Below are 14218 nucleotides of genomic sequence, written 5' to 3' on the forward strand. Positions count from 1 at the left end.
CAATTTTTAGTAATTTATACAAAATAAATAACGATATATATAATATTAGAATTAATGTTAATGTTCAAGGTTTACTTACTTAAATTGGGAGGAGAGTATACAAATGAGTAAAAATGAAAAAGAATTTAATTTGGATAATATTGGAATTAAGGATGTTATCGATATTGAATTGCTACAAAAATTTCAAGATAATTTTGCTGAAAGTATGGATATTGCTAGTGTAACTGTAGATATAAATGGTAAGCCAGTAACAAAGCCAAGTTCTTATACAAGCTTTTGCATGGATTTTACACATTCAACTACTATGGGAGACAATAGATGTGCGGAGTCTCATAAAAAAGGAGGAGAAGAAGCAGCAAGAACAGGACGTCCTTATGTATATACATGCCATGCAGGTCTTATTGATTTTGCTGCACCTATAATTGTAGCTGGAAAACAAATAGGTTCAATTCTTGGAGGGCAAATACTTACTAATACGCCTGAGTTATCAAAGTATAGAGAAATAGCAAGGGAAATTGGAGTAAATGAAGAAAAATACGCAGAAGCAGTAAAAAAGATTAAAATCACCACAGAAAAAAATGTTAAAGCAGCTGCAGAGGTGTTATATATTGTAGCTAATTCATTGTCTAAAATAGGATATGAGCAATTAAAACTTAAGGTTGTATCTAGTGAACTTAAAGAAAGTTTTAGTCAAATATCATCAGCAATGGATGACATTGCAACAAACTCTGTAACTGTAACCAATAATCAACATATGTTAAATGATGAAATACTTATTGTAGAAAAAGTATCAACAGAAATTAACTCAATTCTTGATTCAATAAAGAATATAGCAAACCAAACAAAAATGCTTGGATTAAATGCAGCAATTGAAGCAGCAAGAGCTGGTGAAAGTGGCAGAGGTTTTGGAGTTGTAGCCACAGAAATTCGAAAACTATCTGATAATTCTAAGGAAACAGCTGAAAGAATTATGGAGTTAACTTCAAAGATTCAAGAATCAGTTAATAAAACCATAGGACTCTCCCAATCAACTTTGGCAAATACTGAACAACAATCTGCAGCAATAGAAGAAACCACTGCAAGTGTAGGAGAAGTATTTGGATTGGCTGAGCAATTAAACAGTTTAGCTAGTAATAAATAACTAAGTAAATATACATAAATTTCAGAAATATTATAAAAAGTAGCTAATAGTAGTACTTTTTTTAGTAAAATTTGTTATAATAATATTATTGGTCAAAATTAAGTTGTGGTATAAATGGGTAAATTAGCAAAAATATAAAAAATTGTAGCTAACTTTTTTAGATTATACATAATAGAGTACTGATAAGTAAACCTATATGTGAATATAAGAACAATATTTTTATCAGTGCTCTGTACTCTGTTATTTAAAAAAGTTGCTTTGCAATTTTTTTAAGGGGTGGTTAAAATAAAAAAGATAGAGACAGGGAAAAAAAGGACAACATTAAAAAAGAAATGGACTAATAGTATTATGGGGTTGATAACAGCAATTTTTGTTTTAATTGGATTAGGAGCATATTTCTCTATTAGGTCTGTTACTAAAAGTATAGTTTTAAAAACAGGACCCATATTTAGTCATGTAATAGCTAATGAATTAGAGGGGAAAAATTTAAAGGATATCATCAATGAGGGAGAAAATAACGAAACATATAAAAAAGTAGACAAGGCTATAACTTCTCTACAAAGTAAGGGTAAGGACATGTTTTACAGCATATATGTAATAACTAAAGGTGCTGATGAACAGTGGAAGTATATAATAGAAAAGTCTGAAGGAAGTAATAAAAAATTTGGAGATCAATTTATTAATGAAGGTAATGAAGAAAATCTAAAAACTTCTGTTATAAATAATACTATAACTGTTAGAAATCAAAATAGCTCCAAACTTTCTGTATTTATACCAATAAATATGGAGGAAGGTAGAAATATAATATTAGGTATAGATTTTAATGTAAATGCCTTGAAAAGAATGGAACTTATGGGATTAGGAATATTAGCTGTACTTTTATTAGGAAGTATATTAATAATAAGAATAATAGTAGGAATTATTACAAGAAAAGAAACTCAATCAATTACAATTTTAGTAGATAAAATGAAGGAAGTAGCTAATTTAGAGGGAGATTTAACTAAGCGAATAGAGATAAACAGTAATGATGAGATAGGGGAATTAGCTTTTTATACAAATAAGATGTTAGATACTTTCCAAGATACACTAAGTCAGGTTAATGATTTATCTATTGAATTAAATCAAACTACTGATAATTTTACTGAATCCTTTAATAAAACAGTAGATGAATTTGGTATTATGAATAAAGGAGTAAAAAATATATCTGAAAGAATTGAAAACCAAACAGAAGAATTGGCAGAAACCTCAGAAAGGGTAATGCAAATAAATAATGTAATAAATAGTATAGCTGATAATTCACAAACAGTTACAGAACAAGCTGTGACTACTAGTGAGAATGCACTAGAAGGAAACAAAGTAATGGAAAAATTAGAGGATCATTCAAAAGAAATTACTTCTGTAGTACATAAAACTTCAGAACTTGTTAAAAAGTTAGGAGGTAAATCTGAAGAGATAAATGGTATTGCAGATGCAATAGGAGCCATAGCAGCTCAAACTAATCTATTAGCACTTAATGCATCTATTGAGGCTGCACGTGCAGGGGAGCATGGCAAAGGGTTTGCGGTGGTAGCAGAAGAGGTTAGAAAATTAGCTGAAGAATCTGCTCAATCTGCAAAGAATATATTTGAGCTTGTTCAAGAAGTAAGACAAGGAATTGAAAATGCTGTTGTTTCTATGGAACATGTGTCTAGTAAAACCTCAGAACAAAGCGAATTTGTACAAGATGTTACTGCTAAATTTAATTATATAGCGAATTCTATAAATGATGTTTCAGAAAATGTAGAAGAGGTTTCAGCATCTACAGAAGAAATGTCCTCAAATATAAATATGATAACAGCTAGATTTGAAGATTTAACTTCTATATCAGAAGAAAATAGCAGTGCTACAGAAGAAATATCCTCATTTATACAAAGTCAATCTAATACTATAAAGAATTTAAGTAATTTAATTGGAGAATTAAATAATAAATCATCACAACTTACAGATAAATTATTAAAAATAAAATTGAAATAAAAATTAAGTCTATATGTTTTAACTAGCATATAGACTTTTATTTTTTTTCATTTTACACATACTATAAATAAATAGAATCCATATAAGGAGAAAAGAGAATGAATGGGACTGCACGAAATATAGATATATATTTTATTACATTAATATTGGACTTGTTTTCTATTTTAAGTTTTTTATATTTTAACTTTCATAATAGTAATATTTTGGATCTTATTATGTTAGGAATTCTATTTACTCTTATAATAACCTCATATTTTATGGGTATAGTTTTTGCCCTTATAAGTAGTTCAATTGTAATATTTATGTATTGTAGTTTTATTCTTTATAGGAATGTAATACTATCTCAGACAGTAATATGGAGTAATTATTTGTGGATAATAGCTATCCCTTTGAGTAGTTTTATTAGTGGAAGGTTATCTGAAAATATAAATTTACTTCAGAATATAAATAAAAATCTTCAAAAGGAATATAGAGAACTTATAACTATTGATCAAACTACAGGACTCAATAATATAAAAGTATTTTATAGAGATATAAATAAAGAAATAAGCAGAAGTCAAAGGTACAAGAATGACCTTTCTCTTATGATAATTAAATTTGAGTATTATGATGAATTGAAAAGAATATTAGGAGATAAAAAGTTAAAAGAAATATTAAAAAGGATTACTAAATGCATAAATTCTAGTACAAGACATGAGGATGAAAGATATATATTAAGCAAGGATACTTTAGGAGTACTTATGGCTAATACTGATATAAAAGGAGCAGAAGTTGTAAAAGAAAGAATTAAACATGAAATAGAGAATTTAAATTTACACATAAGTGAAATAGGAAAAAATATACATATTGATATAAAAATTGGTATAGTTCAATATGAAGATGGTATTAATGGAGCTTTTGAACTGAAAAAAAGGGCGGAGAAGGAATTAGAGTATGATGTATAAAAAAATTTTGGCTAGTATTCTTATTATAATTAATCTTATAAATTTTCAAGTTTCGGCAGTTACCCTTAATAATTCCAAAGAAAGACTTCTTATAGTTTACGATAAATCTAATTTTTTCGGATATAACAACAAGATAATTTCCTCTATAGAAGAATTATTAGGAGCATTTAATTTGCAAGTAGAAACGGTAAATATAGAGAAATATAAGAAATCTTATATTGATAATTTTAAAAGTGTATTTGTGTTAGGAATTGAGGGGGATTTTAATAATGAAAAGTTTTTAAAGGATTTACATGATTATAAGGGTAATATATGTTGGATAGGTTATGGAGTACAATATTATTTAAAGGATAATAATAAATATGCCCTAAAATATATTGGAGAAAAAACGGGTATTTATGAATTATATTATAGTAATAAAAGGGAGAATAATGCTTCCATCGAAAGCATGGAAAAATTCATAATGGACAGTACTACAGCTTTTCCTTTGGTAATATCTTCGAGGAAAAGTGGCAAAATTTTTTCTTATATAGGTGATGGAAAAAAGTATTACCCCTATATTATAAATGAAAAAAATTTATGGTATGTATCAAGAGTAGAAGATAATACTATATTATTCTATATTTTTGCTGATGTGATAAATGAAATTTTAAATAATAAAAAAGTGAAGCCAGGTAAGGTATTTGTAAGAATTGAGGATGTTCATCCATTTCGTAACAAGGAAAGTCTTAAAAGAATAGCTGACTATCTTTATAAGGAAAATGTGCCATTTATGATTGCTTTAATACCAACATATATTGATGAAAAAACAGGATATGTAACTACCATCTCTCAAAAAGACGACTTTATAGAGGCTATAAAATATATGCAGGAAAAGGGAGGTAGCGTAATACTTCACGGATATACCCATCAAGATGCAGATGGAGAATTATCTGGAGAAGGCTTCGAATTTTGGGATAATAAAAGGGATGCTCCTTTAAACGTTAATATGGAGGAATATGTATATAAAAAAGTAGGGGATGGTATATTAGAATGCATAACAAATGATATATATCCATTAGCCTTTGAAGCCCCTCATTATGCTATGGATAATAGGGGATATAAAGAAATAAAAAAGTATTTTTCTACATATGTAGGACAATATCAAAGTAATAATGAAAAATTTACTACTACAGCATTTCCTTATACTATTTATAATACAAAAAATTTTAATAAGTTAATTCCTGAAAACATGGGATTTGTAAATCCAGATAATCCTGCTACAATTAAAGAAATTGAAGAAAATTTTCGAGAGATTTCTATAGTTAATGGGTATACAGCTGGATTCTTTTTTCATCCATATTTAGATATAAAATATTTAAAAGAAATTATAGAATATTTAAAAGATAGAGATGTAGAATTTTTTAATTTAAAGAATGAAGATAATTGGGTTAGATGGAACAATATAAGCATATACTCCCATCTTGGAAGAGTTAAAGTAGAAGGAGATGTTTCAAAGAATTATAAAAATATAAAAAGGGTAAGCTATATTTTAAATATCAATAACATTGTATTAGTTATTGTAGGAACTTTTTCTATAGTATTTTTAGTTATTATTTTACTTTCTAAGAAAAGAGATAGGGATAAGTATTTCAGGTGATGATATGAATGAGATGTTAGTGGTAGATTATTTATTTATATATTCATTAATTTGTATATGGATACTTCTTCTTATAAATATTATTTTATCTTTAGCAGGGTACAGGTGTTATATTAAAACATTAAGCTATAAAGAAATAAATATAAATAAAGGACAGTATCCTAGAGTATCTATATTAGTTCCTGCACATAATGAGGAAAAGGTTATAGGTAGAACTGTAATATCTTTATTAAGACTAAACTATCCTAAAGATAGTATGGAGATTATAGTTATTAATGATAATTCTTCAGATAATAGTTGTGAAATTTTAAAGGAGATAGAAAATAAATATAAAGAGTATAATATTAAAATAATAAATACAGATAAAAATAATGGAGGGAAAGGAAAAGGAAATGCTTTAAATATTGGGTTGAAAAATTCATCAGGGGATTACATAGCAGTATACGATGCAGATAATACTCCAGAAAGAAATGCATTGAAATATCTAATAGAAAGAATTCATAGAGATGAGAGTGTAGGAGCAGTAATTGGAAAATTTAGAACAAGAAATAAAAATAAAAATTTATTAACTAGATTTATAAATATAGAGACTTTAAGTTTTCAATGGATGGCTCAGGCAGGAAGGTGGCAATTATTTAATCTTTGTACTATACCTGGAACTAATTTCGTAGTAAGAAGAAATTTAATAGATAAGCTTAATGGATGGGATATAAAGGCTTTAGCAGAGGATACAGAAATAAGCTTTAGAATATATAAGGAAGGTTATAAAATAGCATTTATGCCTCTTTCTGTAACATGGGAACAGGAGCCAGAGAATTTAAAAGTATGGTTTAAGCAAAGAACTAGATGGGCTAAGGGAAACGTATACGTAGTTATCAAATATATGGAACATATTTTTAGACCTGTTTCTAGGAGAGTTAGATTTGATATTTTTTATTTTTTTACTGTTTATTTTTTATTTTTATCTTCTGTAATAATTTCTGATGGAATATTTTTATTAAGTATTTTTTCATATGTAAAGATAAGTGTAGAGGGGAAATTTTTCTTACTATGGATAATGGCTTATATACTTTTTATATTAGAAATAAGTGTAACTCTTACCATTGAAAAAGGTGAAAGTGATATAAAAAATTTAATGCTCATTCCAATAATGTATTTTACTTATTGTCAGTTATGGATCATAGTAGCTATAAATGGTATAATCCAATATTTTAAGGATAAGTTATTAAAAAAAGAAGGTAAATGGTATAAAACTGAAAGATTTTAGGGTGAGGATAATGAAAAAAATTATAACTTTTCTATTAACTATCATTATACTAAGTCCAATTAATATTGTTAAGGCAGAAAATCTAAAAGGGAGCGAAATAAAAAACTTTCCTTATTCCAAGGATTATTATATAAGTGGAATTCGTGGAGAAAGTGATTTCTATTTTAATATTGAAAAACAATGGAAGGTAAAAGATTGTTATTTAAATTTGATATTTACTCAAAGTAATTTAGTGGATAGCAATAATTCAAATTTAACAGTATTTATAAATGATACACCTATATTTTGTACTAGTCTAGGAAAAAAATTAGGATATAAAGAAATGGTGAAAGTACTTATTCCTAAGGATGAATTATTAACGGGGTTTAATGTATTAAAAGTAAAAACTTATAGAAGGATATCAGATAAACCCTGCGAGGATGATTTTAATTTGGGAAACTGGATGATAATTCATAAGGAATCCTTTGTACATGTAGATTTTCAAAATATTAATGAGAGCACATCATTTAAAGAATTTCCCTATCCTTATTTAAACAGTGGGAAAGAAAATTTAGTAGATAGTTTAATAATCATACCAGATACTTATGGAAGAGGAGAAAGAACTACTGCTCTGTTAATTGCAGGAGCTTTTGGATCTTATAGAAGATTTGATAATTTAAATTTAAAAATATGTAAAATATCTGAGGCTAAGGAAGAGTTTAATAAAAATATAATATTTATAGGTAAAAAAGACAATGCCCCACAAGAAATATTAAATTTATTAAGTAGTGAAGAACTAAATAAGCTTGACAATAGTTCTATTATAAAACAAATATCGAGTCCATTTAATAAAGATAAAAAAATTCTTATAATAATTTCACAAAATGAAGAATGTATGATAAAGGCGGCTAAATTCTTATTAAATTCATCTTTAGTTGAACAGGTTAAGGAAAATAGTATAGTTATAAATAAAGGAATGGATGTAGAAAAAAAAGTTCCAGTACCTAAAGATAAGATGACTTTAAAGGATTTGGGATATGATAATACTACTTTAACAGGAGCTTTTAGTAAAGAGGCTGTATTTAATATTCCTCTTCAAAGAGAAAGATTTATAATGGATACTGCTAAGATTTTTATAAAATGTAGGTATTCAAAAAATTTGGATTTTGATAAATCACTTATGACAGTGTATATAAATGATATTCCTATAGGAAGCAAAAAGTTAGAAGTGAATAATGGGGACAATGATTATTTTGAAGGGACTATCCCTGAGGAAGTAAGAAATGCCAATTATTATAATGTAAGAGTAAATTTTAATCTTCAATTAAAAGATTATTACTGCAATATTAGAGAAGAAAATAGCCCATGGGCTTTTATTGATAATGAATCTTATGTATATTTACCATCAAATATTAATAGAGATATAATCTTTGAAAATTATTATAATCCATTTATAATTGGAGGAGATTTTAATAATTTGGTTATTGTTTTCCCAGATAAGGAAAATTCAAATCATTTAACTATTGGAGCAAATATAGTGTCATATTTGGGTCATTATCTTCAGAATAATTCTGGAGAGTTTGTAGCAGTTAAAGCAAATGAGTTAGAAAAAAGTATGTATAATAATAATTTGATTGTAATTGGTACACCCAATAGTAATAAATTAGTTAGAGAATTAAATAAAAATATGTATATCAAGTTTAATGGAGATTTTAATGGATTTCTCTCCAATAATAAAATTAATTTATATAAAGATTATAGTGATGAAGTAGCATCTATACAGCTTATAGATTCTCCGTTTAATAAGGAATGTAGTGTTATGATAATAACTTCTGTAAAAGAAGAAGATTTATTTTTAGGAGGGAAATTTTTAAATGTAGAGGGCCTTGTACAAAAGCTTAAGGGTAATGGCACGATAATAGATAGAGATGGAAATATATATTATAGTTATTTTGGAGAAAAATATGAAAGAGAGGAGGGAAAATTACAAAATTTAAAGAGTATAAATCTTAATAAGGAAAGTAAGAACTTAATAGTATTTGTGTCTTTTATAATTTTATTTATGATCTTTATTTCTATATTTTTCATAAAGAAATATAGAAGGAGCTAAATTAGGGGGGTATATATGAAAATATTTAAAAATGGCAAAATAGTAATGGTTATAGCTATGTGTATTATATGGACATATTTACTAGGTTGTAATTTCCCTTCAAAGTTTTATTTTTATAATGGTATAACCAACAAAAAAAATATTTTAGATGGAAATATCAAAAGTGGTAGTTTATCTCCAGATTATAATATTGATCAGGTGCTAGTGGATATAAAAAAGTTTAATTTGAATACTATAAATCTTCCTATAATTATAGATATAGAAAGTCTATCTTCCAGTGATATGAAGGTAAATAAAGAAAGCAAACAAAAGGCCATTAAACTATTAAAAGAATTAAAGCCTATGGGTATAAATGTAATATTAGAGCCATATCCTTGGATAAAGTCAGGTACACTTTATGAAACAGATTGGAAACCAAATGATATAAATCAGTTTTTCTGGAATTGGAAGACTAAGGTGTTAAAAGATTTAATAGATAGTATTGCACTTCCATATAAGGTTCAGGCTTTAAATGTGGCTTCAAATTTTGTTCATATGGAATATGCGGAAGGATACTGGTGTGATACTATTGATTATGTAAGAAAATATTATAAAGGATTAATAACTTATAGAACATGTTGGTGGTATACTGCCAAATGGGATAAAATTACTACTGAAAATTATGAAAAGAAACTAAATAATAAACTTTTTTCTAAGGTGGATTTTATTTCTGTAGCTTCATATTTTGAGTTATCAGATAAAGATGAAAATACCACCAATGATTTAGTAAGTTATATTTATAGTTCTAGAAGATATAATAGGGAACAAAATATATATGAAGAATTAAAAAAGTTTTATACAAAATATAATAAATCTATATTCTTTGGAGAGTTGGGGTTTCCAAGAAAAAAAGGTGCTGCAGTAGAGCCATGGAATCCATGGGTTAGTAATGTAGAAAATAGCATGGAGCAAGGAAATTGCTTTGAAGCATATAGAAGGGTCTTTGAAAAGGAACCTTGGATATTAGGATTTTCAGTTTTCGCAGTAGGTGAAAATGGAAAAGATAAAAATTACTATCCAGGTAGTGAAGCGGAAAATGTAATAAAAAAATGGTATAGTAAATAAGGGTAAAAGCAGAGAATAGAAAAATATTCTCTGCTTTTTTAAAGGGGTATTGTGTGCAATATTATACTATTTTACCAAGAACTCGGGTTTTACCATAGTTTTAAAATTATCTAATGAAATTGTGAACTCTTGAATTCCCATACAATAAGGAGCTATAGCATAGGGTTGAAAATATACTACTATATTGCCATTGTTTATATAAAAATCCTGATTTTCTGAAATTCCAGTAAAGCCTTGAATTTGGATAGTATCTGCTTTTTTATTTATAACATCAATTTGTTTATTTATTTCTTTATTTATAATATCTTTATAGTTTACTCCAGGCTTAAATACATCCTTAATAGTTATTTCCTTTCCAGTTTTTAAATCAATATTATAAGGTGTTTTATTGTATGATCCGTGAGCACCACCAGTATACTGTTCATAAAGTACAGTAATACTTAATATATTGTTATGGTTTTGATATACATAATAATCTGTATCTCCAAAGAAATCTCTTTGTTCTATTTTAAGTTTTTCACATTCTTTGGCATAGTCCATGCCATCTTTTTTTAATTTATTATTAAATTCTAAAGCCTCTTTTTCAAATTTAGAGTTTATGGCAGTTTGCATTTTTTCATCTTTCAATCCTTTTATTACTGGAATTCTTAAATTTCCTCTGTAGCCTAACTCAAGTTCGTCTACTACTTTAGAAGATACTTTTATTGCATCTTTTCTAAAGTTTAAATCAGTTTTTACACCATTTTTAAAACTTTTAAAAGGTACTTTAAATTCCTGTATGCCAGCTGCATAAGGAGCTAATTCATATAGTCCAAAGTAAACTACTACATTATCATTTTCTATATAGAAAGGTTGATCTGGTAGTATGCCTTTAAATCTTTGAACTATATCTTCAAAATAATAATTAGGAGTAGAAGCTATTTTATCTCTAACAGCTTTATTAATAATATCTACATAGTTTTCATTAGGGGAGAAGAAATCTTTTAAAGAAACATTTTCTCCAGATTTAGTGTCTATATTAAAGTTTGTAACATAAGTCATACCATGAGCTCCACCAGTATATATATAAGAGGATATAGTAATACTTAAAAGATTGCCCTTATTATAGTGAATTTTATAATCTGAATGAATTGAAAAATTATTATTAAAGTAACCTTCTTTTTTTGCAAATTCAGCTTCACTTTCTACTGTGCTCTTATATTCCATAGAGGCTTTTTCTAGATCAACATTTATTTTATCTTGTACTTTTTTATCTTTTAATCCATTTATTACAGGAATTTTAATATCTACTTCTATTCCGTTTGCTTTAGTTTTAATTGCTTTTGAAGTAATCAAAGTTTCAGATTTTGTATTAATTTTATTAGGTTGAGATATTGTTTTATTTGTAGAATTTGGTACTGATACTCCTTTTGCAAATGTTGTAGAAACACTACTTAATGTTAATGAAGCTGCTAAAGCTAAATAAAATATTTTTTTCATAATAATCCCTCCAACTATTTTAAATAATAAATACATATAATTAAGAATTACTGAGGACTTTAATTTACATAGCTATGAAAAAATCCTCTTTAATTATCAGTTTCTAATTAGAAACGCGTCGCACTTTTTTTATCTATATGATAATATTAATATAACATGATTTAGTTTATATAAGGTTACGAATTTAATAAAATAAGGTTACAAACTGGTAACAATTTAATATTAATCATAGAATTTACATGGAAATAATCAGAAAAAATATGTTATAATATGTAATCAGATAAGACGAAATATAAAAAGGAGGACAAGCTGTGAATATACTAATTGCAGAAGACGAACAGGATATCAGAGAATTATTAGAACTTCATTTAATTAAAGAAGGATATACTGTATTTCAAGCAGCAGATGGAGTAAATGCTTTAAAGGTATTTTCTGAAAAACATATAGATTTAGTAGTACTTGATATAATGATGCCAGGTCTTGACGGGCTTAAAGTATTAAAAAAGATTAGGGAAATTAGTGAAGTGCCAGCAATGTTTTTAACTGCCAGAGGAGAGGATGTGGATAAAATATTAGGGTTAGGACTTGGAGCAGATGATTATATAGTGAAACCTTTTAGTGCCATGGAGTTTATAGCAAGAATGCAGGCACTCTTAAGAAGAACTTATAAGTACTCTAATATTTGTGGAAAAGGTGAATTAGTTAATGGAGAAATTAAGTTAAATAAGGAAAGTTGTAATGTCTATAAAAATGATAAAGAGATAGAATTAAATGCTAAGGAATATAAGATATTAGAATTGTTTATGGATAATATAGGTAAAGTACATACAAAAAAGCAAATTTATGAAATAGTATGGGGGGAACCTTACTATGAAGATGATAATACAATAATGGTTCATATAAGTCACTTAAGAGATAAGATAGAAGACAATCCCAAGGAACCTAAATATTTGAAAACTATAAGAGGGATAGGATATAAAATTGAAAAAGTACAATAAATATAATATTAAAAATAACAAAAAAATATCCAATTTACTTTTAAGAAATTATGTAATAGCTACTTTAATTATGTTTCTTATATTTTTAGTTTTTTTCTTTGGAACTATGGCTATGTGGATAACTGTTTACATGCCAATAAATAATCTTATTAGTGCTGAAAATTCAAAGCTAGTGGCAGAAAATATTATAAAGGATGATTATAGAGATATTGATGTAAGTGAGATACTTAAGGTTAAAGGATGGATAGAGGTCGTAGATACAGATTTCAATGTTATATATACAAGTGGCAATCCCAAAGAAAAGAGAAACAAATATACTAAAGATGAATTTTATAAAAAAATAATAAATGCTAATAATGATATATTTACAAATGATAAGTATATATATAACATAGCATATAATAGTAAAAAGGACTTTAATTTAATTGTATATCTTCCTAATGATAATTACTTCAACAGTTCTATAAAGAAACCTAAAGTAGGGGTAAGAAATTTTTTTGGAATAGCTATAACCCTGTATTTAATTATATTCATTTTAATAATGATAATATATACAAAGATTACTTCCCGAAATTTAACTATGCCGTTAAAGGAACTTATGAGGGGAGTAAAGAGTATACATAAAGGTGATTATTCTACTAGGATACAGCTTAAATCTCAAAATGAGTTTGGACAATTAAGAGATGCTTTTAATGGTATGGCTGAAAAAATAGAAGAAGAAAGAGAGTTAAAAGAAAAAAGTGAGGAAACCAAAAGAAGACTTATAATGGATATATCTCATGACTTAAAAAATCCTTTAGCTAGTATTAGAGGATATGCGGATTTACTTGTTAAAAATCCTGATATTTCTAAAGAAAATGAAATTAAGTATCTAAATATTATTGAGCATAACAGTATAAGGGTAAATGATTTAATTACTGATTTGTTTGAGTTATCAAAATTTGAAAGTATAGATTTTAATTTAGCATTAAAAAGAATAGATATATGTGAATTTTTAAGAGAAGTTATAGCAGATTATATACCATCCATGGATGAAAAGAATATAGAATATAACTTTTATATACCTAATAATAGCATATATATTACAATAGATCCAAAACATATACATAGAGCAATAAGTAACTTAATAACCAATAGTATAAAATACAATGGGGAAGGCATAAAACTTAATATATCCGTAGAGGATTTAGAAGGGTGTGTTTTGCTAGCAGTAGAAGATAATGGTATTGGAATACCAAAGGAATTGGAATTAGATATTTTTAATCCATTTGTAAGAGTAGACTCTTCAAGAAACTCAAAAAGTGGAGGCACTGGTTTAGGACTTGCTATAACAAAGACTATAATAGAAAAACATGGAGGAAAAATTGTACTAGAAAGTGATAAAAATCAAGGGTGTAAATTTATTATCACACTAAATAAATAAAAAAGAATAATATAAATAATTTTTTATATTAATATTAGGAAAAATTTAAAATTAATAAAATTAAACTATTGGAGCTGTATTCCAATAGTTTTTTATATAAATTTTAAATTAAAAATTTTCC

The 14218-nt window shown here is 26.7% G+C and carries 10 protein-coding genes; 9 read left to right on the top strand and 1 reads right to left on the bottom strand.

Annotated elements, in window-relative coordinates:
- Positions 1-103 precede the first annotated feature (103 nt).
- The 7 genes from T514_RS0100965 (at position 104) to T514_RS0100995 (ending at position 10197) form a co-directional block, all read left to right on the top strand.
- Positions 104-1141: a PocR ligand-binding domain-containing protein gene (locus T514_RS0100965; RefSeq protein ID WP_027623059.1), complete on the top strand. Its 1038-nt coding sequence runs from the start codon at positions 104-106 to the stop codon at positions 1139-1141.
- Between the two features lie 276 nt (positions 1142-1417).
- Positions 1418-3154, top strand: a complete 1737-nt coding sequence (locus tag T514_RS0100970) for a methyl-accepting chemotaxis protein (protein ID WP_027623060.1) — start codon at positions 1418-1420, stop codon at positions 3152-3154.
- A gap of 98 nt (positions 3155-3252) precedes the next feature.
- On the top strand, positions 3253-4098 hold the full coding sequence (locus T514_RS0100975) for a GGDEF domain-containing protein (RefSeq protein ID WP_027623061.1): 846 nt from the start codon (positions 3253-3255) through the stop codon (positions 4096-4098).
- Entirely contained in the window at positions 4088-5737 is a 1650-nt protein-coding gene (locus T514_RS0100980; RefSeq protein ID WP_027623062.1) for a DUF2334 domain-containing protein, read from the top strand. The genes T514_RS0100975 and T514_RS0100980 overlap by 11 nt, the downstream gene beginning before the upstream one ends.
- A gap of 13 nt (positions 5738-5750) precedes the next feature.
- Positions 5751-7004: a glycosyltransferase family 2 protein gene (locus T514_RS0100985; protein ID WP_341350162.1), complete on the top strand. Its 1254-nt coding sequence runs from the start codon at positions 5751-5753 to the stop codon at positions 7002-7004.
- 10 nt (positions 7005-7014) lie between these two features.
- Positions 7015-9093, top strand: coding sequence for a cellulose biosynthesis cyclic di-GMP-binding regulatory protein BcsB (locus tag T514_RS0100990; protein ID WP_027623064.1), 2079 nt, complete (start codon positions 7015-7017; stop codon positions 9091-9093).
- Positions 9094-9108: 15 nt separating this feature from the next.
- A complete protein-coding gene (locus tag T514_RS0100995; protein ID WP_027623065.1) occupies positions 9109-10197 on the top strand; it encodes a glycoside hydrolase family 113 in 1089 nt (362 codons plus the stop codon).
- Between the two features lie 66 nt (positions 10198-10263).
- Here the strand turns inward: T514_RS0100995 and T514_RS0101000 are convergent, their stop codons facing one another.
- The gene (locus tag T514_RS0101000) at positions 10264-11676 is read right to left on the bottom strand and encodes a PdaC/SigV domain-containing protein (RefSeq protein WP_027623066.1); all 1413 of its coding nucleotides are present in this window, start codon (positions 11674-11676) and stop codon (positions 10264-10266) included.
- A gap of 311 nt (positions 11677-11987) precedes the next feature.
- On the opposite strand from T514_RS0101000, the gene T514_RS0101005 reads away from it, so the two are divergent.
- Complete coding sequence (locus T514_RS0101005) at positions 11988-12674, top strand: response regulator transcription factor (protein ID WP_027623067.1); 687 nt, start codon at positions 11988-11990, stop codon at positions 12672-12674.
- On the top strand, positions 12658-14097 hold the full coding sequence (locus T514_RS0101010) for a HAMP domain-containing sensor histidine kinase (RefSeq protein WP_034867816.1): 1440 nt from the start codon (positions 12658-12660) through the stop codon (positions 14095-14097). The genes T514_RS0101005 and T514_RS0101010 overlap by 17 nt, the downstream gene beginning before the upstream one ends.
- Positions 14098-14218: the final 121 nt, after the last annotated feature.

The organism is Clostridium lundense DSM 17049 (assembly GCF_000619945.1).
Lineage (GTDB): Bacteria > Bacillota > Clostridia > Clostridiales > Clostridiaceae > Clostridium_AO > Clostridium_AO lundense.

What these genes read in the sequence shown, in the direction of transcription:
- T514_RS0100965 (WP_027623059.1), top strand. Translation starts at nt 104, where the DNA reads ATGAGTAAAAATGAAAAAGAATTTAATTTGGATAATATTGGAATTAAG.
- T514_RS0100975 (WP_027623061.1), top strand. Translation starts at nt 3,253, where the DNA reads ATGAATGGGACTGCACGAAATATAGATATATATTTTATTACATTAATA.
- T514_RS0100980 (WP_027623062.1), top strand. Translation starts at nt 4,088, where the DNA reads ATGATGTATAAAAAAATTTTGGCTAGTATTCTTATTATAATTAATCTT.
- T514_RS0100985 (WP_341350162.1), top strand. Translation starts at nt 5,751, where the DNA reads ATGTTAGTGGTAGATTATTTATTTATATATTCATTAATTTGTATATGG.
- T514_RS0100990 (WP_027623064.1), top strand. Translation starts at nt 7,015, where the DNA reads ATGAAAAAAATTATAACTTTTCTATTAACTATCATTATACTAAGTCCA.
- T514_RS0100995 (WP_027623065.1), top strand. Translation starts at nt 9,109, where the DNA reads ATGAAAATATTTAAAAATGGCAAAATAGTAATGGTTATAGCTATGTGT.
- T514_RS0101000 (WP_027623066.1), bottom strand. Translation starts at nt 11,676, where the DNA reads ATGAAAAAAATATTTTATTTAGCTTTAGCAGCTTCATTAACATTAAGT.